This is a genomic window from Pseudonocardia sp. T1-2H (assembly GCF_038039215.1).
Taxonomy (GTDB): Bacteria; Actinomycetota; Actinomycetes; order Mycobacteriales; family Pseudonocardiaceae; genus Pseudonocardia.
Map to the genome: position 1 here is coordinate 5705424 of NZ_JBBPCL010000001.1, position 24664 is coordinate 5730087.

28 protein-coding genes and 2 pseudogenes are annotated in these 24664 nt (G+C 69.2%); 1 reads left to right on the forward strand and 29 read right to left on the reverse strand.

The window, feature by feature from the left end; all coding sequences use genetic code 11:
• Window positions 1-80: 80 nt before the first annotated feature.
• From map to rpsL, 28 genes are all read right to left on the reverse strand, one after another.
• Window positions 81-908, reverse strand: a complete 828-nt coding sequence (gene map, locus WBK50_RS28090) for a type I methionyl aminopeptidase (RefSeq protein WP_341338469.1) — start codon at window positions 906-908, stop codon at window positions 81-83.
• A 61-nt stretch (window positions 909-969) separates the two neighbouring features.
• Window positions 970-1521 carry an adenylate kinase gene (locus WBK50_RS28095; RefSeq protein ID WP_341338470.1) on the reverse strand — a complete coding sequence of 184 codons (552 nt, stop codon included), beginning with the start codon at window positions 1519-1521 and terminating at the stop codon, window positions 970-972.
• A 129-nt stretch (window positions 1522-1650) separates the two neighbouring features.
• Window positions 1651-2961: a preprotein translocase subunit SecY gene (gene secY, locus WBK50_RS28100; protein WP_341338471.1), complete on the reverse strand. Its 1311-nt coding sequence runs from the start codon at window positions 2959-2961 to the stop codon at window positions 1651-1653.
• A 269-nt stretch (window positions 2962-3230) separates the two neighbouring features.
• Window positions 3231-3680, reverse strand: coding sequence for a 50S ribosomal protein L15 (rplO, locus tag WBK50_RS28105; RefSeq protein ID WP_297501825.1), 450 nt, complete (start codon window positions 3678-3680; stop codon window positions 3231-3233).
• Window positions 3680-3880 (reverse strand): 50S ribosomal protein L30, encoded by a 201-nt coding sequence (gene rpmD, locus WBK50_RS28110; protein WP_297501828.1) that lies wholly within the window; start codon window positions 3878-3880, stop codon window positions 3680-3682. The genes rplO and rpmD overlap by 1 nt, the downstream gene beginning before the upstream one ends.
• On the reverse strand, window positions 3880-4506 hold the full coding sequence (rpsE, locus tag WBK50_RS28115) for a 30S ribosomal protein S5 (protein WP_341338472.1): 627 nt from the start codon (window positions 4504-4506) through the stop codon (window positions 3880-3882). The genes rpmD and rpsE overlap by 1 nt, the downstream gene beginning before the upstream one ends.
• Window positions 4507-4537: 31 nt before the next feature.
• Window positions 4538-4942, reverse strand: a complete 405-nt coding sequence (gene rplR / locus WBK50_RS28120) for a 50S ribosomal protein L18 (RefSeq protein WP_297501835.1) — start codon at window positions 4940-4942, stop codon at window positions 4538-4540.
• Window positions 4942-5481 carry a 50S ribosomal protein L6 gene (gene rplF / locus WBK50_RS28125; RefSeq protein ID WP_341338473.1) on the reverse strand — a complete coding sequence of 180 codons (540 nt, stop codon included), beginning with the start codon at window positions 5479-5481 and terminating at the stop codon, window positions 4942-4944. Before rplF ends, rplR begins: the two co-directional genes overlap by 1 nt.
• Window positions 5482-5496: 15 nt before the next feature.
• A complete protein-coding gene (gene rpsH / locus WBK50_RS28130) occupies window positions 5497-5895 on the reverse strand; it encodes a 30S ribosomal protein S8 (protein WP_297501841.1) in 399 nt (132 codons plus the stop codon).
• A gap of 196 nt (window positions 5896-6091) precedes the next feature.
• A complete protein-coding gene (locus tag WBK50_RS28135) occupies window positions 6092-6277 on the reverse strand; it encodes a type Z 30S ribosomal protein S14 (RefSeq protein WP_297501844.1) in 186 nt (61 codons plus the stop codon).
• Window position 6278: 1 nt separating this feature from the next.
• Window positions 6279-6842 (reverse strand): 50S ribosomal protein L5, encoded by a 564-nt coding sequence (rplE, locus tag WBK50_RS28140; protein ID WP_341338474.1) that lies wholly within the window; start codon window positions 6840-6842, stop codon window positions 6279-6281.
• Between the two features lies 1 nt (window position 6843).
• The gene (gene rplX / locus WBK50_RS28145) at window positions 6844-7170 is read right to left on the reverse strand and encodes a 50S ribosomal protein L24 (protein ID WP_341338475.1); all 327 of its coding nucleotides are present in this window, start codon (window positions 7168-7170) and stop codon (window positions 6844-6846) included.
• Window position 7171: 1 nt separating this feature from the next.
• Window positions 7172-7540, reverse strand: coding sequence for a 50S ribosomal protein L14 (gene rplN, locus WBK50_RS28150; RefSeq protein WP_297501852.1), 369 nt, complete (start codon window positions 7538-7540; stop codon window positions 7172-7174).
• Window positions 7537-7806 (reverse strand): 30S ribosomal protein S17, encoded by a 270-nt coding sequence (gene rpsQ, locus WBK50_RS28155; RefSeq protein WP_297501854.1) that lies wholly within the window; start codon window positions 7804-7806, stop codon window positions 7537-7539. The genes rplN and rpsQ overlap by 4 nt, the downstream gene beginning before the upstream one ends.
• Window positions 7803-8039, reverse strand: coding sequence for a 50S ribosomal protein L29 (rpmC, locus tag WBK50_RS28160; RefSeq protein WP_297501857.1), 237 nt, complete (start codon window positions 8037-8039; stop codon window positions 7803-7805). Before rpmC ends, rpsQ begins: the two co-directional genes overlap by 4 nt.
• A complete protein-coding gene (rplP, locus tag WBK50_RS28165; protein WP_297501859.1) occupies window positions 8039-8458 on the reverse strand; it encodes a 50S ribosomal protein L16 in 420 nt (139 codons plus the stop codon). The genes rpmC and rplP overlap by 1 nt, the downstream gene beginning before the upstream one ends.
• A 3-nt stretch (window positions 8459-8461) precedes the next feature.
• Complete coding sequence (gene rpsC, locus WBK50_RS28170; RefSeq protein ID WP_341338476.1) at window positions 8462-9298, reverse strand: 30S ribosomal protein S3; 837 nt, start codon at window positions 9296-9298, stop codon at window positions 8462-8464.
• Window positions 9298-9723, reverse strand: a complete 426-nt coding sequence (gene rplV / locus WBK50_RS28175; protein ID WP_341338477.1) for a 50S ribosomal protein L22 — start codon at window positions 9721-9723, stop codon at window positions 9298-9300. Before rplV ends, rpsC begins: the two co-directional genes overlap by 1 nt.
• A 35-nt stretch (window positions 9724-9758) precedes the next feature.
• Window positions 9759-10040 (reverse strand): 30S ribosomal protein S19, encoded by a 282-nt coding sequence (gene rpsS / locus WBK50_RS28180; RefSeq protein ID WP_020622935.1) that lies wholly within the window; start codon window positions 10038-10040, stop codon window positions 9759-9761.
• Between the two features lie 15 nt (window positions 10041-10055).
• Entirely contained in the window at window positions 10056-10889 is an 834-nt protein-coding gene (gene rplB, locus WBK50_RS28185; protein WP_341338478.1) for a 50S ribosomal protein L2, read from the reverse strand.
• Window positions 10890-10905: 16 nt separating this feature from the next.
• Entirely contained in the window at window positions 10906-11205 is a 300-nt protein-coding gene (gene rplW / locus WBK50_RS28190) for a 50S ribosomal protein L23 (protein WP_341338479.1), read from the reverse strand.
• The gene (rplD, locus tag WBK50_RS28195; RefSeq protein WP_341338480.1) at window positions 11202-11897 is read right to left on the reverse strand and encodes a 50S ribosomal protein L4; all 696 of its coding nucleotides are present in this window, start codon (window positions 11895-11897) and stop codon (window positions 11202-11204) included. The genes rplW and rplD overlap by 4 nt, the downstream gene beginning before the upstream one ends.
• A complete protein-coding gene (rplC, locus tag WBK50_RS28200) occupies window positions 11897-12553 on the reverse strand; it encodes a 50S ribosomal protein L3 (protein ID WP_341338481.1) in 657 nt (218 codons plus the stop codon). The genes rplD and rplC overlap by 1 nt, the downstream gene beginning before the upstream one ends.
• Before the next feature lie 13 nt (window positions 12554-12566).
• Window positions 12567-12872 carry a 30S ribosomal protein S10 gene (gene rpsJ / locus WBK50_RS28205; RefSeq protein ID WP_003938093.1) on the reverse strand — a complete coding sequence of 102 codons (306 nt, stop codon included), beginning with the start codon at window positions 12870-12872 and terminating at the stop codon, window positions 12567-12569.
• A gap of 488 nt (window positions 12873-13360) precedes the next feature.
• The gene (gene tuf, locus WBK50_RS28210) at window positions 13361-14554 is read right to left on the reverse strand and encodes an elongation factor Tu (protein ID WP_341338482.1); all 1194 of its coding nucleotides are present in this window, start codon (window positions 14552-14554) and stop codon (window positions 13361-13363) included.
• 116 nt (window positions 14555-14670) lie between these two features.
• Complete coding sequence (fusA, locus tag WBK50_RS28215; RefSeq protein ID WP_341338483.1) at window positions 14671-16770, reverse strand: elongation factor G; 2100 nt, start codon at window positions 16768-16770, stop codon at window positions 14671-14673.
• 50 nt (window positions 16771-16820) lie between these two features.
• Window positions 16821-17291 (reverse strand): 30S ribosomal protein S7, encoded by a 471-nt coding sequence (gene rpsG / locus WBK50_RS28220; RefSeq protein WP_297501883.1) that lies wholly within the window; start codon window positions 17289-17291, stop codon window positions 16821-16823.
• Between the two features lies 1 nt (window position 17292).
• Window positions 17293-17667, reverse strand: coding sequence for a 30S ribosomal protein S12 (gene rpsL / locus WBK50_RS28225; RefSeq protein WP_037046087.1), 375 nt, complete (start codon window positions 17665-17667; stop codon window positions 17293-17295).
• A gap of 539 nt (window positions 17668-18206) precedes the next feature.
• On the opposite strand from rpsL, the pseudogene WBK50_RS35445 reads away from it, so the two are divergent.
• Window positions 18207-19718: pseudogene (locus WBK50_RS35445) on the forward strand (alpha/beta hydrolase fold domain-containing protein); the annotation flags it as partial.
• Window positions 19719-20718: 1000 nt separating this feature from the next.
• Here WBK50_RS35445 and WBK50_RS28240 read toward each other — a convergent pair.
• A pseudogene (locus WBK50_RS28240) lies at window positions 20719-24620 on the reverse strand (DNA-directed RNA polymerase subunit beta').
• Between the last annotated feature and the right edge of the window lie 44 nt (window positions 24621-24664).

Below are 24664 nucleotides of genomic sequence, written 5' to 3' on the forward strand. Positions count from 1 at the left end.
TGACACACCGGACGAACGGCCGGTTCCCGCCGGGCAGGGTCCCGGCGGGCCCGATCCGAGGTCGGGTGCGGGTGGGTGGGTCAGTCCGGGAGTGCGGTGAGGATCCGGTACCCGTCGTCGGTGACGGCGACGGTGTGCTCCCAGTGCACGGCGCGCCCACCGTGTTCGGTGACGACGGTCCAGCCGTCCGCGAGCTCGCGGGTCTCGGGGTCTCCCGCGGTCAGCATCGGTTCGATGGCGAGCGCCATCCCCGTGCGCAGCCTCGGGCCGTGGCCCGGGTCCCCGTGGTTCGGCAGGAACGGGTCCATGTGCATCGACGTCCCGATGCCGTGGCCGCCGTACTCGGCGACGATCCCGTAGTCCGCGCCGTCCTGGTTCGCCGCGGCGCGGCAGGACTCCTGGATCGCGTAGGAGATGTCGGTGAGCCGGCCCCCGGGCCGGACCGCCTCGATCCCGGCGTACATCGCGTTCTCGCACGCCCGGGAGAGCGCGAGGTCCGCGGCCGAGACCGTCCCGACCGGGATGGTCACGGCGGAGTCGCCGTGCCACCCGTCGAGGATCGCTCCGCAGTCCACCGAGACGAGGTCGCCGTCAGCCAGGACCTGCCGGCCCGACGGGATCCCGTGCACGATCTGGTCGTTCACCGACGCGCAGATGCTGCCCGGGAACCCGTGGTAGCCCTTGAACGACGGGACGGCGCCGGCGTCGCGGATGGTCTGCTCCGCCAGCGCGTCAAGCTCCGCGGTGGAGACGCCCGGCTTCGCCAGGTCGACGACCGCGGCGAGCGTGGTGGCCACCAGGGACCCGGCCGCCCGCATCGCCTGGATCTCACCGGGGGACTTCAGCTCGATGTCCCGCCCCCGGATCCTGGCCAGTGCGCCGCGTACGCCGCCTCTCGTCCCGGTCACCGCCGGCCTCCCTCTCGATTCGGTGCCCCGACCCCAGGCTCGGGGCGGGTTCGCCGCGAAACTACTTCGCGGCGTGCAGGGCGCCGGTGACCCGCTCGGTGATCTCCTCGACCTCGCCGACGGCGTCGACGGTCACGAGGCGGTCGGAGTAGAACTCCAGCAGCGGGAACGTCTCGTCCCGGTAGACCTGCTGGCGGCGCCGGATGACGTCCTCGGTGTCGTCGGACCGGCCGCGACCCATCAGCCGGTCGACCACGACGTCGTCCGACACGGCGAACTCGACGACCGCGTCCAGCGCGGTGTCCTGCTCGGCCAGGATCTTGGCGAGCGACTCGGCCTGGGAGACGGTGCGCGGGAAGCCGTCGAGGATGAACCCGGCCGCGGCGTCCGGCTGCGCGAGGCGGTCCTTCACCATCGCGACCGTCACCTCGTCCGGGACGAGGTCCCCGGCGTCCATGTAACGCTTCGCCTCGACCCCCAGCGGGGTCTCCTCCTTGAGGTTGGCACGGAAGAGATCTCCGGTGGAGATGTGCGGGACGGAGAGCGTCTCCGCCAGGCGCACGGCCTGGGTGCCCTTACCCGCGCCCGGCGGACCGACAAGAACGAGTCGCACGCGAACCCGACCTCCCTGATGATCGACTGCTGCACCGCCCACGATGGCGGCAGCGAGGTGAATTTTCCCCGAAGGCCGGTGGGCCGGGGTCACACGGAACGGAGTTCCGATTGGATCCCCACCCGCACCTTAACGCAGGAATCCCTCGTAGTTGCGCTGCATGAGCTGGCTCTCGATCTGCTTCACGGTGTCGAGGCCCACTCCGACCATGATCAGAACGGCGGTGCCGCCGAACGGGAAGTTCTGGTTCTGGCCGCTGCCGGTCACCCCCAGGAAGAAGTTCGGGAGGACCGCGATGATGCCCAGGTACAGCGATCCGGGCAGCGTGATGCGGCTGAGCACGTAGTTCAGGTACTCCGCGGTGGGCCGGCCCGGCCGGATGCCCGGGATGAAGCCGCCGAACTTCTTCATCTCGTCCGCCCGCTCGTCGGGGTTGAACGTGATGCCGACGTAGAAGTACGTGAAGAAGACGATCAGCCCGACGTACAGGAGGATGTGCAACCAGTTGGACTGGTCCACCAGGTAGGTCTGGACGAACTGCTGGAAGCCGCCACCGCTCGTCCCGATGAGGCGGGAGATCAGGTCCGGAAGGTACAGCAGGGAGCTGCCGAAGATGACCGGGATGACGCCGGCCTGGTTCACCTTGAGCGGCAGGTAGGTCGAGGTGCCGCCGTACATCCGCCGGCCGACCATCCGCTTGGCGTACTGCACCGGGATCCGGCGCTGGCCCTGCTCGACGAAGATGACGCTGACGATGATCGCCAGGCCGAACACGCAGACGCCGGCGAAGACCAGCCCGCCCGCGGTGTCCAGGATGTTCTTGCCCTCGGCCGGGATCCGGTGGGCGATCGAGGCGAAGATCAGCAACGACATGCCGTTGCCGACGCCGCGCTCGGTCACCTGCTCGCCCAGCCACATCACGACCGCCGTGCCCGCGGTCATCACGACGACGATCACGGAGAGCGCGAACACCCCGTCGTCCGGGATGACGGGCAGCGAGCAGTTGCCGAACAGCTGGCCGCGCTCCGCGAGCGCCACGATGCCGGTGGACTGCAGGATGGCCAGCGCGATCGTCAGGTACCGGGTGTACTGGGTCAGCTTGTTCTGACCCGACTGCCCTTCCTTCTTCAGCGCCTCGAACCGCGGGATGACCACGGTGAGCAGCTGGACGATGATCGATGCCGTGATGTAGGGCATGATCCCGAGCGCGAGGATGGACAGCTGGAGCAGCGCGCCACCGGAGAACAGGTTGATCAGCGAGTAGACGCCGGAGTTGTCCCCGCCCTCGACCTGCCGGATGCACTCCTGCACGTTCGGATACGAGACGCCCGGGGCCGGGATGTTGGCCCCGAGGCGGTAGACGGCGACGACGCCCAACGTGAAGAGGATCTTCTTCCGCAGGTCGGGCGTGGTAAAGGCCGCCCGGAAAGCGCTCAGCACCTCAGGTGTCCTCCTACACAGGGGGCGGCTGCTGCCGCCGCGGACCGGGGGCACCGGCCGTCTGGCTGTCCCGGCCGCCATGCGAGACGGCGCCGGGCGGGTGACGCGACTTCTCTACGCGAGCGCGACCGACTCTAACAGCGGCCCCAAACGCGACGACGCCGCCCGTGAGCCCGGGTCACACCCTGTGCGGACACAAGGGGCGAACGGGTCGACACGGACGGCGTCGGCTGTGGGACGGCCCCTCGCGGGGCCGCCCCGGTGTGTTCCTACAGCTCGGTGACCGAGCCACCGGCAGCGGCGATCTTCTCGCGGGCGGACCCGGAGAAGGCGTTCGCGCTGACGGTCAGCTTCACGCCGTCGAGGTCGCCGGTCCCCAGCACCTTGACCGGCTGGTTCTTCCGGACGGCGCCGGCCGCGACCAGCTCCTCCGGTCCGACGGTGCCGCCCTCGGGGAAGAGGACCGCGAGGTCGCCGACGTTCACGACCTGGTACTCGACCCGGAAACGGTTCTTGAAGCCCTTGAGCTTGGGCAGCCGCATGTGCAGCGGCATCTGCCCGCCCTCGAAGGCCGGAGACACGTTCTTCCGGGCCTTGGTGCCCTTGGTACCACGACCGGCGGTCTTGCCCTTGCTGCCTTCACCGCGACCCACACGGGTCTTCGCGGTCTTGGCTCCGGGGGCCGGACGCAGGTGGTGGACCTTGATGGAGTCGGTCATCAGGAGCTCACCTCCTCCACCGTCACGAGGTGCCGGACGGTGTTGATCATGCCGCGGACCTGGGCGTTGTCCGGCCACTCCGAGGACTGGCGGATCTTGCGCAGGCCGAGGGCCTTGAGGGTCTCGCGCTGGTTCGCCTTGCCACCGATGGCGCTGCGGACCTGCGTGACCTTGAGCTTGCCCGTCGTCGAGTCAGCCATCACGACCTCGCAGCCTGAGCGGCGGCCGCACGGGCCCGCATCATCTGCGCGGGGGCCACGTCCTCGAGCGGCAGGCCGCGGCGGGCCGCGACCTCCTCGGGACGCTGGATCATCTTCAGCGCGGCCACCGTGGCGTGCACGATGTTGATCGCGTTGTCGCTGCCCAGGCTCTTCGACAGGATGTCGTGGATGCCGGCGCACTCCAGGACGGCGCGCACCGGACCGCCGGCGATGACACCGGTACCGGGGCTGGCCGGGCGGAGCAGGACGACGCCCGCGGCCGCCTCACCCTGGACGCGGTGCACGATGGTGCCGCCGATGCGGGGGACGCGGAAGAAGTTCTTCTTCGCCTCCTCCACGCCCTTGGCGATCGCCGCCGGCACCTCCTTGGCCTTGCCGTAGCCGACGCCCACCAGGCCGTCGCCGTCGCCGACGATCATCAGCGCGGTGAAGCTGAAGCGCCGACCACCCTTGACGACCTTGGCGACGCGGTTGATCGTGACCAGCCGCTCGATGTACGGGGTCTTGTCCTGGGCCGCCCCGCCACGGCCTCCGTCACGGCGGTCCCGACGGTCGTTGCTTCCGCCACCGGGCCCTCCGCCTTCGCGCCGTGTACGTCCCGGCATCAGACGGTCCCTTCCATCTCGAACTTGTCCATCAGAACTCGAGGCCTCCCTCACGGGCGGCGTCCGCGAGCGCCGCGATGCGGCCGTGGTAGTCGTAGCCACCCCGGTCGAACACGACCGCGCTCACGCCGGCCTCCTTGGCGCGGCCGGCGATGAGCTCGCCGACCTTCGCCGCCTTGGCCTTCTTGTCGCCGTCCAGCGTGCGGATGTCCGCATCCAACGTCGACGCCGAGGCCAGCGTGTGGCCGGTCAGGTCGTCGATCAGCTGCACGAACATGTGCCGCGAGCTGCGCTTGACGGCCAGCCGCGGGCGCTCGGCGCTGCCGCTGATCTTCTTGCGGAGCCGTGCGTGGCGGCGGGTCACCGACCGGCGACGGGTGGCGGACACCCGCGAGGCGGCGCGCTTCTTCGCCTTGGCAGAAATCGTCTCGGCCATCACTTACCCGTCTTTCCGACCTTGCGGCGGATCGTCTCGCCGGAGTAACGCACACCCTTGCCCTTGTACGGGTCGGGCTTGCGCAGCTTCCGGATGTTGGCCGAGATCTCCCCGACCAACTGCTTGTCGATACCCGAGACGGAGAACCGGGTGGGCGACTCCACCGTGAAGGTGATGCCCTCCGGCGCCTCGATCACGACGGGGTGGCTGAAGCCGAGCGCGAACTCGAGGTTCCCGCCCTTCAGCGCGACGCGGTAACCGACGCCGTGGATCTCGAGCTTCTTCTCGTAGCCGCTGGTGACACCAACGACGAGGTTGTTCACGAGCGTGCGCGAGAGGCCGTGGTAGGCCTTCGTCTTGCGCTCGTCGTCCGGCCGCTTGACCAGAACCGTGCCGTCGTCCTCGCGCTCGACCGTGATCGGCTCGATCACGGTGTGCGACAGGGTGCCCTTGGGGCCCTTGACGGTGACCGTGCGGCCCTCGATCGACACGTCGACGCCGGACGGAACGGCGATCGGCAGCTTCCCGATACGGGACATCGCTACTTCTCCCCTCTACCAGACGTAGGCGAGGACTTCCCCGCCCACGCCGCTCCGGAACGCCTGCTTGTCGGTCATGAGGCCGTGGGACGTCGAGATGATCGCGACACCCAGGCCACCCAGAACGCGCGGCAGGTTGGTGGACTTTGCGTACACGCGCAGACCGGGCTTGGAGACCCGGCGCAAGCCGGCGATGCTCCGCTCACGGTTGCGCCCGTACTTCAGCTCGACGACCAGGGCCTGGCCGACCTCTGCGTCCTCGGTGTGGTGGGCCGAGATGTAGCCCTCCTTCTGAAGGATCTCCGCGATGGCGACCTTCAGCTTGGAGTGGGGCATCACGACCTGGTCGTGATAGGCCGAGTTCGCGTTCCGCAGACGAGTCAGCATGTCTGCGATCGGATCGGTCATCGTCATGGTGGTGTCTCTTTCCCGCCGTGGTTCCCGTGAGGGCCTGCGGCGACTGGTGCCACTTCGTGGCCTGTGCGCGGTACGTGGTGCGACCGCTCCGCGGCGCGGAGCGGGCGCTGTCCACCGCGCAGAGGGTGGATCTCCCGTGTGCGGTGAGTGGCGCCGTGGCACCACTCACCGCATGGGGACAGCGTAGCCGCAGCTACCAGCTGCTCTTGTGCACACCCGGCAGCTCGCCCGCGTGCGCCATCTGGCGCACGCAGATGCGGCACAGGCCGAACTTGCGCAGCACGGCGCGGGGCCGGCCGCACTTCTGGCAGCGGGTGTAGCCGCGGACCTTGAACTTCGGCGTCTTCTCCGCCTTGATCCGAAGCGCCTTCTTCGCCATGTCAGGCCTCCTTGAAGGGGAAGCCGAGCTGGCGCAGGAGCGCCCGGCCTTCCTCGTCCGTGGTCGCGGTGGTCACGACGGTGATGTCCATGCCCCGCGGCCGGTCGATCGAGTCCGGGTCGATCTCGTGGAACATCGACTGCTCGTTGAGACCGAAGGTGTAGTTGCCCCGGCCGTCGAACTGGGTGGCCGAGAGCCCGCGGAAGTCACGGATACGCGGCAGCGCGATCGTCAGCAGCCGGTCCAGGAACTCCCACATCCGGTCGTTGCGCAGGGTGACCTTCGCGCCGATCGGCTGTCCCTCGCGCAGCTTGAACTGTGCGATGGACTTGGTCGCCCGGCGCATCAGCGGCTTCTGGCCGGTGATGGTGGCCAGGTCGCGCAGCGCGCCGTCGATCAGCTTCGAGTCACGGGCGGCGTCTCCGACACCCATGTTCACGACGACCTTCACGACGCCCGGGATCTGCATGACGTTCGAGTACTCGAACTGCTTCTGCAGCTCCGGCTTGATCTCGGCGACGTAGCGCGCCTTGAGGCGCGGCGTCGTCTTTTCGGCGGTGGTCATCTCAGATCTCCTTCCCGGACTTGCGGGAGATCCGGACACGCTTCGCCTTGCCGTCCTCGGTCTCGACGACGGACTTGCCGACGCGAGTCGGCTTCCCGTCGGCGTCGACGACCATGACGTTGGAGACGTGGATTGCCGCCTCCTGGGTCACGATCCCGCCCGACTGGGCGCCGCGCTGGTTCTGGCTCACCCGGGTGTGCTTCTTGATCCGGTTGACGCCCTCGACCAGGACGCGGTCGCGCTCCGGGTAGGCCTGGATGACCTTGCCCTTCGCTCCCTTGTCCTTACCCGCGATCACCAGGACGGTGTCGCCCTTCTTGACCTTCATGTCAGAGCACCTCCGGGGCGAGGGAGATGATCCGCATGAACTTGCGGTCGCGCAGCTCGCGCCCGACCGGGCCGAAGATGCGGGTCCCTCGCGGCTCGCCGTTGTCCTTGATCAGGACGGCGGCGTTCTCGTCGAACCGGATGTAGCTGCCGTCCGGCCGACGCCTCTCCTTGACCGTGCGCACGATGACCGCCTTGACGACGTCACCGCGCTTCACGCCGGCCGCGGGGATGGCGTCCTTCACGGTGGCGACGATGACGTCGCCGATCCCCGCGTAGCGCCGCGCCGAACCGCCCAGCACCCGGATGCACAGGATCTCCTTGGCACCGGTGTTGTCCGCGACGCGCAGTCGCGACTCCTGCTGGATCACTTCGCCTTCTCCAGGATCTCGACCAGCCGCCACCGCTTGGTGGCCGACGTGGGTCGGGTCTCCATCAGCCGGACGCGGTCGCCCACGCCGGCCGTGTTGGCCTCGTCGTGCGCCTTGACCTTGCTGGTCCGGCGGATGACCTTGCCGTACAGCGGGTGCTTCACGCGGTCCTCGAGAGTGACCACGATGGTCTTGTCCATCTTGTCGGACACGACCAGGCCCTCGCGGACCTTCCGCTCCCCGCGCGTGCTGGTGTTCTCACTCATGCCGCGCCCTCATCGTCGCTCGGGGCGGCCGAGAGGCCCAGCTCGCGCTCACGCATGATCGTGTAGACCCGCGCGATGTCGTGCCGGACGGTACGCAGCCGCCGGTTGTTGTCCAGCTGCCCGGTCGCCATCTGGAAGCGGAGGTTGAACAGCTCCTCCTTGGACTCCCGGACCCGCAGCACGAGCTCCTCGTCGCTCAGCTCACGCAGCTCGGCAGCAGTCGTGGCGGCCATCAGATGTCACCACCCTCACGGGTCACGATCCGGCACTTCATGGGCAGCTTGTGGATGGCGCGACGCAGGGCCTCGCGCGCGGTCTGCTCGTTCGGGTAGCTCATCTCGAAGAGCACCCGCCCGGGCTTCACGTTGGTCACCCACTTCTCGGGGGAACCCTTACCGGAACCCATGCGGGTCTCGGCGGGCTTCTTGGTCAGGGGGCGGTCCGGGAAGACGTTGATCCAGACCTTGCCACCACGCTTGATGTGCCGGTTGATCGCGATACGCGCCGACTCGATCTGGCGGTTGGTGACGTAGGCCGGCTCCAGCGCCTGGATCCCGAAGTCACCGAAGGTGACGCGGGTCCCACCGGTCGAGGCGCCCGTCCGGTGCGGACGGTGCTGCTTGCGGTGCTTGACTCTGCGTGGAATCAGCATGACTCAGGACTCCCCACCGGCGTTCTCGGCCGGGGCCGAGTCCGCCTGCACGGCCGTCGCGCTGCCGCCACCGGACTGCTCCGCGGCGGCGCGCCCGGCGTCCGTGCTCGTGGCCGTGGTGCCGGACGAACCGGAACGGCGACGGGCGGGACGCTCGCGGCGGGGGCCACGGTCGCCGGACGGCGCGGCGGCGGGCGCGCCCTCACGGCGGCCCCCCACGACGTCACCCTTGTAGATCCAGACCTTCACGCCGATGCGGCCGAAGGAGGTACGGGCCTCGAAGAGGCCGTAGTCGATGTCCGCGCGCAGCGTGTGCAGCGGGACCCGACCCTCGCGGTAGAACTCCGAGCGCGACATCTCCGCGCCGCCGAGGCGACCGGAGCACTGCACCCGGATCCCCTTGACCTGCGGCGAGCGCATGGCCGACTGGATCGCCTTGCGCATCGCGCGCCGGAAGGCGACACGGTTGGACAGCTGCTCGGCGACACCCTGTGCCACGAGCTGCGCGTCCGACTCGGAGTTCTTGACCTCGAGGATGTTGAGCTGGACCTGCTTCTTGGTCAGCTTCTCGAGGTTGCCGCGGATGCGGTCCGCCTCCGCGCCGCGCCGGCCGATCACGATGCCCGGACGCGCGGTGTGGATGTCCACCCGCACGCGGTCCCGGGTGCGCTCGATCTCGACCTTGGAGATGCCGGCCCGCTCCATGCCCTTGGAGAGCATCTTGCGGATCTCGACGTCCTCCTTGACGTACTCGGCGTACTGCTTGTCCGCGTACCAGCGGGACTTCCAGTCCGTGGTGATGCCCAGACGGAACCCGTGCGGGTTGATCTTCTGCCCCATCAGCGGGCCCTTCCCTTCGCACCACGTGCGCCGCGTCCGGCCTTGGCGGGCCGCGACTCGAGCTCGACGGTGATGTGGCTCGTCCGCTTGCGGATGCGGTACGCACGCCCCTGGGCGCGCGGCCGGATCCGCTTGAGCGTCGGGCCCTCGTCGACCATGGCCACGGCGATCACGAGGGTCTCCGGGTCCAGGTCGAGGTTGTTCTCTGCGTTGGCCGCGGCGCTCGCCACGACCTTGGCCACGGGCTCCGCGGCGGCCTGCGGCGAGTACCGCAGGATCGCGAGGGCCTCGGCGACCGGCAGGCCACGGACCAGGTCGATCACACGCCGCACCTTCGTGGGCGACATGCGGACGAACCGGGCCTTGGCACGCGCACGAGGCAGCTCGAGCGCGGCGCCGGCGGTGTCCTGGGCTGTGTCAGCCATTGTTCTCCACCTCTCCTAGTCGCTACTCGGGCCGCTCAGCGCCTGCGCGCTTTGCGGTCGTCCTTGATGTGGCCCCGGAACGTGCGGGTGGGAGCGAACTCCCCCAGCTTGTGGCCGACCATCGAGTCCGACACGAACACCGGCACGTGCTTGCGGCCGTCGTGCACCGCAATCGTGTGGCCGATCATGTCGGGGATGATGGTGGACCGACGGGACCAGGTCCGGATGACGGTCTTCTTGCCGGACTCGTTGAGAGCGTCCACCTTCTTGAGCAGGTGGTCGTCCACGAACGGGCCCTTCTTCAGGCTGCGCGGCATCTCTTACCTCCCTGCTCAGCGCTTCTTGCCGGTACGACGCCGGCGGACGATCAACTTGTCGGACGGCTTGGTGCGGCGGGTGCGGCCCTCGGGCTTGCCCGCGGGGTTGACCGGGTGGCGACCACCGGAGGTCTTGCCCTCACCACCACCGTGCGGGTGGTCGACCGGGTTCATGGCGACACCACGGACGGTCGGGCGCTTGCCCTTCCACCTCATGCGGCCGGCCTTGCCCCAGTTGATGTTGGAGTGCTCGGCGTTGCCCACCTCGCCGACGGTGGCGCGGCAGCGCACGTCGACGTTGCGGATCTCGCCGGACGGCATGCGCAGCTGCGCGTAGGGGCCGTCCTTGGCGACGAGCTGCACACTCGAGCCGGCGGACCGCGCGATCTTCGCGCCGCCACCGGGGCGGAGCTCGATCGCGTGGATCACGGTGCCGGTCGGGATGTTGCGCAGCGGCAGGTTGTTGCCCACCTTGATGTCGGCCTTCGGGCCGGCCTCGACGACGTCGCCCTGCTTGAGCTTCGCCGGCGCGATGATGTAGCGCTTCTCGCCGTCGGCGTAGTGCAGCAGCGCGATGCGGGACGTGCGGTTGGGGTCGTACTCGATGTGAGCGACCTTGGCCGGCACGCCGTCCTTGTCGTTCCGCCTGAAGTCGATCAGGCGGTAGGCGCGCTTGTGACCGCCACCCTGGTGACGCGTGGTCACCTTTCCGTGGGCGTTACGGCCACCCTTGTTGTGCAGCGGGCGAATCAGCGACTTCTCGGGCGTCGACCGGGTGATCTCGGCGAAGTCGGAGACGCTGGAGCCGCGACGGCCGGGGGTGGTCGGCTTGTACTTGCGGATTCCCATGGGTCTGCTCCTTTCCTCAGCTCACCCGGCCACCGAACACGTCGATGTCCTTGCTCTCCGCGGAGAGAGTGACGATCGCGCGCTTGGTGTCCTTGCGCTTGCCGTAGCCGGTCTTCGAACGCTTGCGCTTGCCCTGGCGGTTCAGCGTGTTGACGCTGACCACCGTGACTCCGAAGACCTTCTCCACGGCGATCTTGATCTGGGTCTTGTTGGCGTCCGGCTTGACGACGAAGGTGTACTGGCGCTGATCCAGCAGCCCGTAGCTCTTCTCCGACACAACCGGCGCGAGCAGCACGTCGCGCGGGTCGGGGATCACTTGCCCTCCTCCTTCTCACGCTGCGACGCCTCGGCGGCCTTCGACTTCCGGGTCGGCACCGCGACGGGGCCGGCGAGGAAGGTCTCGAGCGAGGCCGACGTGAACAGCACGACGTCGTTGACGAGCACGTCGTAGGTGTTCAGCTGGTCCGGGGCGATGAGGTGCACGTCCGGCAGGTTGCGCAGGCTCAGCAGGTTCACCGAGTCGTCGCGGCCGACGACCGCGAGCACCTTGCTCCTGCCCTCGGGCAGGATCGCCGCGAGGATCGTGCGGGCGGCCTTCGTCGACGGCGTGTCGCCCTCGACCAGGCCGCTGACCACGTGCACCAGCCCGGCGCGGGCCCGGTCCGAGAGGGCGCCACGCAGAGCGGCGGCCTTCATCTTCTTCGGGGTCCGCTGGGTGTAGTCACGCGGCGTCGGGCCGTGGACGACGCCACCGCCGGCGAACTGCGGGGCGCGGGTCGAGCCCTGACGGGCGCGGCCGGTGCCCTTCTGCCGGTAGGGCTTCTTGCCACCGCCGCGAACCTCGCCGCGGGTCTTGGTGTCGTGCGTGCCCTGGCGGGCGGCGGCCAGCTGGGCCACGACCACCTGGTGCATCAGCGGGACGTTGGCGGTCACGTCGAAGACGTGCGCGGGCAGCTCGACGCTGCCGCTCGTCTTGCCCTCGGGGGACCTGACCTCGATCGTGCTCATTACTTGCCACCACCCTTCGCGGCCGTCTTGACGACCACGAGGCCGCCCTTGGCGCCGGGGACCGCACCCTTGATCAGCAGCAGGCCGCGCTCGGCGTCGACCCGGTGCACGGTCAGGTTCTGCGTGGTCACCCGCGCGACGCCCATGCGGCCGGCCATCCGGAGGCCCTTGAAGACCCGGCCCGGGGTGGCGCACCCGCCGATGGAGCCCGGCGAGCGGTGCTTGCGCTGGGTGCCGTGCGAGGCGCCGAGGCCCTTGAACCCGTGGCGCTTCATGACACCCGCGGTGCCCTTGCCCTTCGTGGTGCCCACGACGTCGACCGTCGTGCCCACCTCGAAGACCTCCGCGGTGATCTCCTGGCCGAGGCTGTACTCGGCGGCGTCGGAGGTGCGGAGCTCGACGGTGAAGCGCCGGGGGGTGACCCCGGCCTTCGCGAAGTGACCGGTCTCCGGCTTGTTCACCCGGCGCGGGTCCACAGCGCCGAACGCAAGCTGGACGGCGACGTAGCCGTCGGTCTCCTGGGAGCGGATCTGGGTCACCACGTTGGGTCCGGCCTGGACCACGGTGACCGGAACGATCCGGTTGTTCTCGTCGAATACCTGGGTCATCCCGAGCTTGCGCCCGAGGATGCCGGTGATCTGCCTGTCAGTCGTCATCGTCTCGTCAGCCCTACTGGATGTTGACGTCGACACTGGCCGGGAGGTCGATGCGCATCAGCGCGTCGACCGTCTTCGGCGTCGGGTCGAGGATGTCGATGAGCCGCTTGTGAGTGCGCATCTCGAAGTGCTCGCGCGAGTCCTTGTACTTGTGCGGCGAGCGGATGACGCAGTACACGTTCTTCTCGGTCGGCAGCGGCACAGGCCCCACGACCCGGGCACCGGTGCGCGTCACAGTCTCCACGATCTTGCGAGCAGACGCGTCGATTGCCTCGTGGTCGTAGGCCTTGAGCCTGATGCGGATCTTCTGTCCCGCCATGGTCGTGGGTCGTCCTCTTCTTCCTGCCGCTGCTTCACGGTTCTCCGGGTCGAGCCCCCCGTTCGGGAGCCCCGCATCGCCCGCACCTGCTCACCGGCCTCGGCGTCGCCGGCCACGTGTCTCCTCGACACGCTCCGGGCGCCGGTCACCGACCGCGGTCCGCGCTCTGTTCAGGTCTCACCCATGTGGGCCGGGGTCCGCCCGGATTCGCATCCGTCCGGTTCCTGTCCCACCCAGTGGGCTCCGGTCCACGAGGTCGGGCGTGTCGCCCTGTTACTCGCACACCGGTCCCCGGTTCACCGCTCCCCCGGGGGGTTCGCTGTCAATCCGGGGCCGGCGCCGGCGGCCCGGGCGCGGAGTCCCGGGGAACCCGGCTTCCGCACGCTCGCCTCCGACGCGCAACCCGTCAAGGATGCCATACGTGTTTCAGGCACCCCCGACCGGGGTGCGGCCCGTGGACCACGGGGGTCCACGGGCCGCGAAAGGTCTTACTTGATGATCTTGGTGACCTGGCCGGCGCCGACCGTCCGTCCACCCTCACGGATGGCGAACTGCAGGCCCTCCTCCATGGCGATCGGCTGGATCAGCGCGACGCTCATGGTGGTGTTGTCACCGGGCATGACCATCTCGGTGCCGCTGGGCAGCGTCACCACGCCGGTCACGTCCGTCGTCCGGAAGTAGAACTGCGGACGGTAGTTGTTGAAGAACGGGGTGTGACGGCCGCCCTCGTCCTTCGACAGGATGTAGACCTGGCCCTCGAAGTCCGTGTGCGGGGTGATCGAGCCGGGCTTGACGATGACCTGCCCGCGCTCGACGTCCTCACGCTTGATGCCGCGGACCAGCAGGCCGACGTTCTCACCCGCGCGACCCTCGTCGAGGATCTTGCGGAACATCTCGACACCGGTAACGGTGGTCTTCGTCGACTTCTCCTTGATGCCGACGATCTCCACCTCCTCGTTCACCTTGACGATGCCGCGCTCGATGCGGCCGGTGACGACGGTGCCACGACCGGTGATCGTGAAGACGTCCTCGACGGGCATGAGGAACGGCTTCGCGATGTCCCGCTCGGGCTCCGGGATGCTCTCGTCCACGGCGTCCATGAGCTCGAGGAGCTTCTCGGACCACTCGGCGTCGCCCTCGAGGGCCTTGAGCGCCGAGACGCGCACGATCGGCAGGTCGTCGCCCGGGTACTCCTGCGAGGACAGGAGCTCACGGACCTCCAGCTCGACGAGCTCGAGGATCTCCTCGTCGTCGACCATGTCCGACTTGTTGAGCGCCACCACGATGTAGGGCACGCCGACCTGACGGGCGAGCAGCACGTGCTCACGCGTCTGGGGCATCGGGCCGTCGGTCGCGGCGACCACCAGGATGGCGCCGTCCATCTGCGCCGCACCGGTGATCATGTTCTTGATGTAGTCCGCGTGACCGGGGCAGTCCACGTGGGCGTAGTGCCGCTTCTCGGTCTGGTACTCGACGTGCGCGATGGAGATCGTGATACCGCGCTGGCGCTCTTCCGGCGCCTTGTCGATCATGTCGAACGCCGAGGCCTCGTTGAGGTCCGGGTACTTGTCGTGCAGAACCTTGGTGATGGCCGCCGTCAGCGTGGTCTTGCCGTGGTCGATGTGACCGATGGTGCCGATGTTGACGTGCGGCTTGGTCCGCTCGAACTTCGCCTTCGCCACTGCAGTGTCCTCCTGGACTTGATGTTCTTATCCGCCGAGCTGACGGCAGGTCTGGGGTTGGAACGGTCGTGCGGAGAGCCGGGCCGCGGACCCTACAGGGCCGCGACCCGGCGCTCTCACTCGCCCGTCGCCTTGGCGATGATCTCCTTGGCCACGTTCGCCGGAACCTCGGCGTACGAGTCGAAGACCATCGTGTAGTTCGCCCGGCCCTGGGTCCGCGACCGGAGGTCACCGACGTAGCCGAACATCTCGGACAGCGGAACGAGCGCCTTGACGATGCGTGCGCCCGACCGCTCCTCCATGGCCTGGATCTGGCCACGGCGGGAGTTCAGGTCGCCGATCACGTCGCCCATGTAGTCCTCGGGCGTCGTGACCTCGACGGCCATCATCGGTTCGAGGATGGCCGGGCTCGCCTGGCGAGCCGCCTCCTTGAGGGCGATCGAGCCGGCGACCTTGAAGGCCATCTCGGACGAGTCGACCTCGTGGTAGGCACCGTCGACCAGGGTCAGCTTGACCCCGACCAGCGGGTATCCGGCGAGGATGCCGTACTGCATGGCGTCCTGCGCGCCGGCGTCGACCGACGGGATGTACTCCCGCGGGATACGACCACCGGTGACCTTGTTGTCGAACTCGTACAGCGCACCGTCCGCGGTGTCCAGCGGCTCCAGGGTGATGATCACCTTGGCGAACTGGCCCGAGCCACCGGTCTGCTTCTTGTGCGTGTAGCTGTACTTCTCGACGGGCTTGCGGATCGTCTCGCGGTAGGCGACCTGCGGCTTGCCGATGTTCGCCTCGACCTTGTAGTCGGACTTCATCCGGTTGACGAGCACCTCGAGGTGCAGCTCGCCCATGCCGGCGAGAATCGTCTGACCGCTCTCCTCGTCCAGGGAGACCTGGAACGTGGGGTCCTCTTCCGCGAGCTTCTGGATCGCGATGCCCAGCTTCTCCTGGTCGGCCTTGGTCTTCGGCTCGACCGCGACCTGGATGACCGGGTCCGGGAAGGTCATCGACTCGAGGACGATCGGCGCCTGCGGGTCGCAGAGCGTGTCGCCCGTCGTCGTGTCCTTCAGACCGATGACCGCGTAGATGTGGCCGGCCATGGCCTCGTCGACCGGGTTCTCCTTGTTGGCGTGCATCTGGAAGAGCTTCCCGATGCGCTCCTTGCGGTCCTTGGTCGAGTTGACGACCTGGGAGCCCGCGGCGACCCGGCCCGAATAGACCCGGACGTAGGTGAGCTTGCCGAAGAACGGGTGCGCGGCGATCTTGAAGGCGAGGGCCGAGAACGGCTCGTCCTTGTCGGGCTTGCGGCTGGCCGGGGTCTCCCCGTCCGGCAGCGTGCCCTCGACCGGCGGCACGTCGTACGGCGACGGCAGGTAGTCGATGACCGCGTCGAGCATGGGCTGGACGCCCTTGTTCTTGAACGCGGAGCCGCAGAGGACCGGGTACGCCGAGCGGTTCGTGACGATCCGCCGGATACCGGTCTTGATCTGCTCGACCGTGAGCTCCTCGCCACCGAGGTAGGACTCCATCAGCGCGTCGTCGGTCTCGGCCACGGCCTCGACCAGCTTCTCGCGCCACTCGGCGACCACGTCGGCCATGTCGGCCGGGATCTCCTCGACGGTGTAGTCCTCGCCCTTCTGGACGTCGCCGCGCCAGGTGAGCGCCCGCATCTCGACCAGGTCGACGACCCCGATGAAGTCGTTCTCCGAGCCGATCGGGAGCTGAATCGGCAGCGGCCTGGCGCCGAGCCGGTCCTGGATGGTGCGGACCGTGAAGTAGAAGTCCGCGCCCAGCTTGTCCATCTTGTTGACGAAGCAGATGCGGGGAACGTCGTACTTGGTGGCCTGCCGCCAGACCTGCTCGGACTGCGGCTCGACGCCTTCCTTGCCGTCGAAGACCGCGACGGCGCCGTCGAGGACGCGCAGCGAACGCTCCACCTCGACGGTGAAGTCGACGTGCCCGGGCGTGTCGATGATGTTGATCTGGTGGTCTTTCCAGAAGCAGGTCGTCGCGGCGGACGTGATCGTGATGCCGCGCTTCTGCTCCTCCTCCATCCAGTCCATCGTCGCCGCGCCGTCGTGGACCTCACCGATCTTGTAGTTGATCCCGGTGTAGTACAGGATCCGCTCGGTGGTCGTGGTCTTGCCGGCATCGATGTGAGCCATGATGCCGATGTTGCGGACCTTGGTGAGGTCCGTCAGCACGTCCCGTGCCACTGTCAGCTCTCTTCCCTCTTAGTGGAGGTTGGCGCGGACGATCGGGCCCGTCACCAGCGGTAGTGGGCGAAGGCCTTGTTGGACTCCGCCATCTTGTGCATGTCCTCGCGCCGCTTCACGGCGGCGCCGAGGCCGTTGCTCGCGTCGAGGAGCTCGTTCATGAGCCGCTCGACCATGGTCTTCTCGCGGCGCTGGCCGGCGTAGCTGACCAGCCACCGCAGACCCAGGGTGGTCTGCCGCACGGCGCGGACCTCGACCGGGACCTGGTAGGTCGCGCCACCGACACGGCGGCTGCGGACCTCGAGGGCCGGCTTGACGTTGTCCAGCGCGCGCTTGAGCGTGACGACCGGGTCGGTGCCGGTCTTCTCGCGGGTGCCCTCGAGGGCGGCGTAGACGATGCGCTCGGCCAGCGAACGCTTGCCGTCCTGGAGCACCTTGTTCACCAGCTGGGTGACCAGCGGCGAGCTGTAGACCGGGTCGGAGACCAGCGGCCGCTTCGGAGCGGGGCCCTTGCGCGGCATATCAGCTCTTCTCCTTCTTCGCGCCGTAACGGCTGCGGGACTGCTTGCGGTTCTTCACGCCCTGCGTGTCGAGCGAGCCGCGGATGACCTTGTACCGGACACCCGGCAGGTCCTTCACACGACCGCCGCGGACCAGCACGATCGAGTGCTCCTGCAGGTTGTGACCCTCGCCCGGGATGTAGGCGGTGACCTCGATGCCGCTGCTGAGCTTGACGCGCGCGACCTTCCGCAGCGCCGAGTTCGGCTTCTTCGGAGTCGTCGTGTAGACGCGCGTGCACACGCCGCGCCGCTGGGGGCTGCCCTTGAGGGCGGCGGTCTTGGTCTTCGCGACCTTGTCCTCGCGGCCCTTACGGACCAGCTGCTGAATCGTGGGCATGAACCGTCTACTTCTTCCCTTGGTGCTTCTCAGGTGTCTCGCCCGTGCGGCTGCTCGGGCGGGCAGGTCGTGCGCCGGGCTCCGGGGCCGGTGTGAACCGGCCCGCCGGACCCCGAGGTCGGGCGTGTCGCGCCCTGCCCGCTCCACGACGAGGTCGTCTCGACTCCGGGGAGCGTCCAGGGTTCCCGCCGCCGGACGGACCCGATCGAGCGGCACGACGTCCCGGAGGGCGGGTACTGCACGACCCGGGACCGAGAGGCACGCGGATCGGCCCGACCGTGGCGTCCCGACCTGCGAGGATCTGGCGATCCGCGAAGATCCGGACGCACGCGAACGAGCGCAAGACCCAAGAATACTCGGCCCGCGCCATGAGGGTCAAAACGGGTCCGACCAGGTCTTGCGAAAGTACCCGCAGAGTGCCGTAGCCCGCCGCGCCGGGGCAAGCCGACTCACCCGCTCGCCGCAGCGCTTCTTCCGCTCGCCGCACGTCCGGAACCGCGTTCCGTCCGTTCGACGCACCTGGCCCACGCGGGCCCGGAATGCCCCGAGCGGGCCGGCCCGTGCGGACCTCACCTTGGTTACCGTCCGGTAATGCACCTCACGTTGCCGCGCCCCGTCGTCCGGGCGCTGGTAAGGGCCACCGTCGCCCCCGTGCTGTCCCCCGGGTTCCCGTGGGCGCGCAGCGACGACTGCTCGACCTTTCCGGCCGGGTGCTCCCGCTCCCCCGTGGGACCCGGAGCACCGCGTCGTCCCTGGGTGGCGTCCCGTCCGTACGGGTCACCACTGCCGGGTCGACCGGCCCCCACGTCGTGCTGTTCCTGCACGGCGGCGGGTACACGACCGGTTCCCCGGCCTCGCACCTCGGGCTGGGCGCCGGCCTCGCCGAGGCGAGCGGCGCCCCCGTGCACCTGCTGCACTACCGGCGGGCACCGGAGCACCCGTACCCGGCCGCGGTCGACGACGCGCACGCCGCCTTCCGCGCACTGGTGGAAGCAGGACAAGCACCTCAACGCATCGTCCTCGCCGGAGATTCCGCAGGCGCCGGGATCGCCGTGGCGCTGCTCCTCCGGCTGCGGGACGCCGGCGAGGAGCTGCCCGGCACCGTCGGCCTGATCTCGCCGTGGCTCGATCTCGACCTCACCGACCCCGCCGTCGCGGCGAACACGGGGCGGGACGCGATGCTCGACCCTCGCTGGCTCCGCCGGGCCGCCGTGGCCTACCGCGCGGGCAGCGACTCCCCGGGCCTGCGCCCGCTCGAGGCGGATCTGTCCGGGCTGCCGCCGCTGCACGTCGTCGCCGGGGCGGACGAGATCCTGGTCGGGGACGCGGAACGGCTCGTCCGGGGTGTCACGGCCGCCGGTGGCCACGCCGACCTGCACGTCGCCCCCGGGATGTGGCACGACCACCTGGTCTTCGCCGGGCTCCTCGGTCAGGCCGCCGCGGACCTCCGCGCGCTCGGTGCGGCCCTGCGCGCCGACGTCGTGGCGCGGCGGCCGCGGGTCGCCGTCGTCGGGACGGGGTTCGGCGGGATCGGCATGGGCGCCGCGCTGCGCGCGGACGGCCTCGCCGACACCACCCTGTTCGAGAAGGCCGACGGCGTCGGCGGCGTCTGGCGGGACAACACCTACCCCGGTGCGGCGTGCGACGTCCCCTCGCACCTGTACTCGTACTCCTTCGCGCCCGGCCGCGAGTGGTCCCGGCGGTTCGCCCCGCAGCCGGACATCCTGCGCTACCTGCGCCGGGTCACCGCCGAGCACGGGCTCGAGCCGGACCTGCGGCTGCACACGGAGATCACGGAGGCCCGCTTCGACGAGGAGCGCGCCGTGTGGCGGCTCGCCACGGGCGCCGGCGAGACCGTCGAGGCGGACGCCCTGGTCTCGGCCTGTGGTCAGCTCTCCCGACCCGCCGAGCCGGACCTCCCCGGGCTCGCGTCGTTCCGCGGCCCGGTGTTCCACTCCGCGCGCTGGGACCACGACGTCGACCTGCGGGGGAAGCGGGTCGCCGTCGTCGGGACCGGCGCCAGCGCGATCCAGTTCGTGCCCGCGATCGCCGGCGAGGTCGCGGCGCTGACCGTGTTCCAGCGCTCCGCGCCCTACCTGATCCCGAAGCCCGACCGCCGCTACGGCCCGCGCGCCCTGGCGCTGTTCCAGCGGTTCCCGATGTGGCGCACGGTGTCGCGCGGGTTCTGGGGTGCCTTCTTCGAGTTCGGGGCGCTGGGGCTCACGTCGGTCCGGGCCGCCGCCACCCCGTTCCGGCTCGCCTACGCCGCGCTCGTCCGCGCACAGCTCCCGGACCCGGAGCTCCGCGCCCGGGTCGAGCCGGACTACCCGGTGGGCTGCAAGCGGATCCTCATCTCGTCGGACTGGTTCCGCGCCCTGGCGAAACCCCATGTCGACGTGGAGACCGCCGCGATCGCCGAGGTCACGCCCGACGGCATCCGCACCGCCGACGGCGTCCTGCACCCGGCGGACGTGATCGTGTTCGGCACCGGCTTCCGCACCAACGACTTCCTGGCGCCGATGAAGGTGTTCGGCCGCGGCGGCGCGGAGCTTCTCCGAGCAGTGGCGCGACGGGGCCCGCGCCCACCTCGGGATCACCGTGCCCGGCTTCCCGAACCTGTTCCTGCTCTATGGCCCGAACACCAACGTGGGCTCGGGGTCGATCGTGCACATGCTGGAGTGCCAGATCCGGTACGTCCGCGAGGGCATCCGGCGGCTCGCGGCCGGTGTGCGCACCTTGGAGGTCCGGGAGGACGCCGCGACGGACTACGACGTCGAGATCCAGGACCGGCTCACCGGCAGCGTCTGGACCGAGTGCTCCAGCTGGTACCGCGACGCCGAGGGCCGGATCGTGAACAACTGGCCCGGCACGATGACGGAGTACCGCCGCCGCACGCGGACCTTCGACGCGGAGAACTACCGCGCCGAGTAGGCCCGGAAACGACGAACGGGGCCGAACACCGCCACGGGAGAGCGGTATCCGGCCCCGTTCGGGACCTCGCCTTCGGCATCGGGCCCCCTGCCGTCGCGGGGGGCCCGATCCGGCTACCGGCTAGCGGTAGTCGCGACCGAAGTCGTAGTCGTCCAGCGGCACCGCGGCACCGGTGCCCGTGCCGAACACGTCGGGGCTGTAGTAGCCGTCGTCGTAGCTCGGCAGCGCGTAGGCGGCCGCGCGGGCCTCCTCCGTGGGCTGCACCTGGATGTTGCGGTACCGGTTGATCCCCGTGCCTGCGGGGATCAGCTTGCCGATGATCACGTTCTCCTTGAGCCCGACGAGCTTGTCGCGCTTTCCGTTGATCGCGGCATCGGTGAGGATCCGGGTGGTCTCCTGGAACGAGGCCGCGGACAGCCACGACTCCGTCGCCAGCGAGGCCTTCGTGATCCCCATGAGCACCGGGCGGCCGGAGGCCGGCTCGTTGCCCTCGGACACCACGCGCCGGTTCTCCGACTCGAACTCGCCCCGCTCGGCGAGCGCACCGGGCAGGAACTCGGTGGCACCCGAGTCGATGATCGTCACCCGGCGGAGCATCTGCCGGACGATGACCTCGATGTGCTTGTCGTGGATGTCCACGCTCTGCGTGCGGTACACCTTCTGCACCTCACGCACGAGGTGCAGCTGCACCTCACGCGGGCCCATGACGCGCAGCACCTCGTGCGGGTCCGCCGTGCCCTCGAGGAGCAGCTGGCCGACGTGCACGTGGTCGCCGTCGCGGAGCGGGCGCTCCTGGCCGTCGACGTCGGTCATCGCCAGCCACTGACGCTTCGACAGCTTCTCGTAGACGATCTCCTCGCCCCCGTCGTCCGGGGTGAGGGTGATCTTCCAGAAGCGGTCGCCGTCCTCGATCCGGATCCGGCCGTCGACGTCCGCGATGGGCGCCTTACCACGGGGCACGCGAGCCTCGAAGAGCTCCGCGACACGGGCAGACCGGTCGTGATGTCGTCACCGGCGACACCACCCTGGTGGAACGTACGCATCGTCAGCTGCGTACCGGGCTCACCGATGGACTGGGCCGCGACGATGCCGACGGCCTCGCCGACGTCCACCAGCTTGCCGGTGGCCATCGAGCGGCCGTAGCACATGCCGCAGATGCCCGTGGCCGACGCGCAGGTCAGGGCGCTGCGCACCCGGATCGTCCGGACGCCGGCCGCCACGAGGGCGTCCAGTGCCGGGTCCCCGAGGTCCCCGCCCTTCTCGACGATGATCTCGCCGTCCGGGCCGCGGACCTCCTCGGCCGAGCAGCGCGCGTACACCGAGGTGCGGATGTAGCGGTGCGGGATCAGCGTCCCGTCCGCGGTCTCCTCGGTGACGGCCATGGTGACCGCCCGCTCGGTGCCGCAGTCCACCTCGCGGACGATGACGTCCTGCGAGACGTCCACGAGACGCCGGGTCAGGTAGCCCGAGTCCGCGGTCCGCAGCGCGGTGTCCGCCAGACCCTTACGGGTGCCGTGCGTGGAGATGAAGTACTCCAGCACCGACAGGCCCTCGCGGAAGTTCGCCTTGATCGGGCGGGGGATGTACTCACCCTTGGGGTTCGCGACCAGACCACGCATACCGGCGAGCTGCCGGACCTGCGTCATGTTGCCCGCGGCCCCGGACTTCACGATCAGCGGGATCGGGTTGTCCTCGGGGAAGTTGTCCTCCATGGCCTTGGCGACCTCTTCGGACGCCTGGGTCCAGATCTTGACCATCTCGTCGTTGCGCTCCTGGTGGGAGAGCGCACCGCGCTGGTACCGCTTGTTGACCTGGTCGGCCTTGAGCTCGTACCCGTCGAGGATCTGCTGCTTGTTCGGCGGCACCACGACGTCGTCGATCGCCATCGTCACGCCGGAGCGCGTGGCCCAGTAGAAGCCCGCGTCCTTCAGCCGGTCCAGGACCTGCGCGACCTCGGTCATCGAGTAGCGCTCGGCCAGGTCGTTGATGATCGCGGCCTGTGCCTTCTTGGGCAGCGCCTCGTTGATGAACGGGTAGTCCACCGGCAGCAGCTCGTTGAAGAGCACGCGGCCGAGCGTCGTCTCCGCCTTCCAGACCTCGCCGTCCTCCAGCACCGTCCCGGCGATCGGGGCGACCCCGGGGAGCCGGATCTTGATCGGCGCCTGCAGGTGCAGCGTCTTGCGGTCGTAGGCCATGATCGCCTCGGCGAGCGAGCTGTACGACCCGCCGTTGCCGTGCGCCTCCGGACGGATCCGGGTCAGGTGGTACAGACCCGTGACCATGTCCAGACGCGGCATGGCGAGCGGACGCCCGGACGCCGGCGACAGGATGTTGTTGCTCGAGAGCATCAGCACCCGGGCCTCGGACTGCGCCTCGGCCGACAGCGGCAGGTGCACCGCCATCTGGTCACCGTCGAAGTCCGCGTTGAACGCCTCGCAGACCAGCGGGTGCAGCTGGATGGCCTTGCCCTCCACCAGCTGCGGCTCGAAGGCCTGGATGCCGAGGCGGTGCAGCGTCGGCGCGCGGTTGAGCAGCACGGGGTGCTCGGAGATGACCTCCTCGAGCACGTCCCACACCTGCGAGCGGCCGCGCTCGACCATGCGCTTCGCGGACTTGATGTTCTGCGCGTGGTTGAGGTCGACCAGCCGCTTCATCACGAACGGCTTGAACAGCTCCAGCGCCATCTGCTTGGGCAGACCGCACTGGTGCAGCTTGAGCTGCGGGCCGACCACGATGACCGAACGGCCGGAGTAGTCGACGCGCTTGCCGAGCAGGTTCTGGCGGAACCGGCCCTGCTTGCCCTTGAGCAGGTCGGACAGCGACTTGAGCGGCCGGTTGCCCGGGCCCGTCACCGGCCGGCCGCGGCGGCCGTTGTCGAACAGCGCGTCGACGGCCTCCTGCAGCATCCGCTTCTCGTTGTTGACGATGATCTCGGGCGCGCCGAGGTCGATCAGTCGCTTGAGGCGGTTGTTCCGGTTGATGACCCGGCGGTACAGGTCGTTCAGGTCCGAGGTCGCGAAGCGGCCACCGTCGAGCTGCACCATCGGGCGCAGGTCCGGCGGGATGACCGGGACGCAGTCGAGCACCATGCCCATGGGCGAGTTGCCCGTGGTCTGGAACGCCGCGACGACCTTGAGCCGCTTGAGGGCGCGGAGCTTCTTCTGCCCCTTGCCGCTGCGGATGATCTCGCGGAGCTTCTCGGCCTCGGCCGGGATGTCGAAGTTCTTCAGCAGGGTCTGGATCGCCTCGGCGCCCATCGCCCCGGTGAAGTAGTCCCCGTACCGGTCGTAGAGCTCCCGGTAGAGGCCCTCGTCCGCGACGAGCTGCTGGACGTCCAGCTTGGTGAAGGTCGTCCAGATCTCGTCGAGCCGGTCCAGCTCGCGCTGGGCACGGTCACGGAGCTGGCGCATCTCGCGCTCGCCACCCTCCTTGACCTTGCGGCGGACGTCGCTCTTGGCGCCCTCCGCCTCGAGCTCGGCGATGTCGGCCTCGAGCTTCTGGGCCCGGGCCTCCAGGTCCGTGTCCCGGCGCACCTCGACCCGCTTGCGCTCCACGCTCATCTCGTTCTCGAGCGTGGACAGGTCCTGGTGACGCAGGTCCTTGTTGACCGACGTGATGACGTACGCGGCGAAGTAGATGATCTTCTCGAGATCCTTCGGCGCCAGGTCGAGCAGGTAGCCCAGCCGGCTCGGCACACCCTTGAAGTACCAGATGTGCGTGACCGGGGCGGCCAGCTCGATGTGGCCCATCCGCTCACGCCGCACCTTGGCGCGCGTGACCTCCACGCCGCAGCGCTCGCAGATGATGCCCTTGAACCGGACGCGCTTGTACTTGCCGCAGTAGCACTCCCAGTCCCGGGTCGGACCGAAGATCTTCTCGCAGAAGAGTCCGTCCTTCTCGGGCTTGAGCGTGCGGTAGTTGATGGTCTCGGGCTTCTTGACCTCGCCGTGCGACCACTGCCGGATGTCCTCCGCCGTGGCGAGGCCGATCCGCAGCTCGTCGAAGAAGTTGACGTCGAGCACTTAAATGTCCTCAGTTTCCCCGAAGAAATGAATTCGGTTGGTCG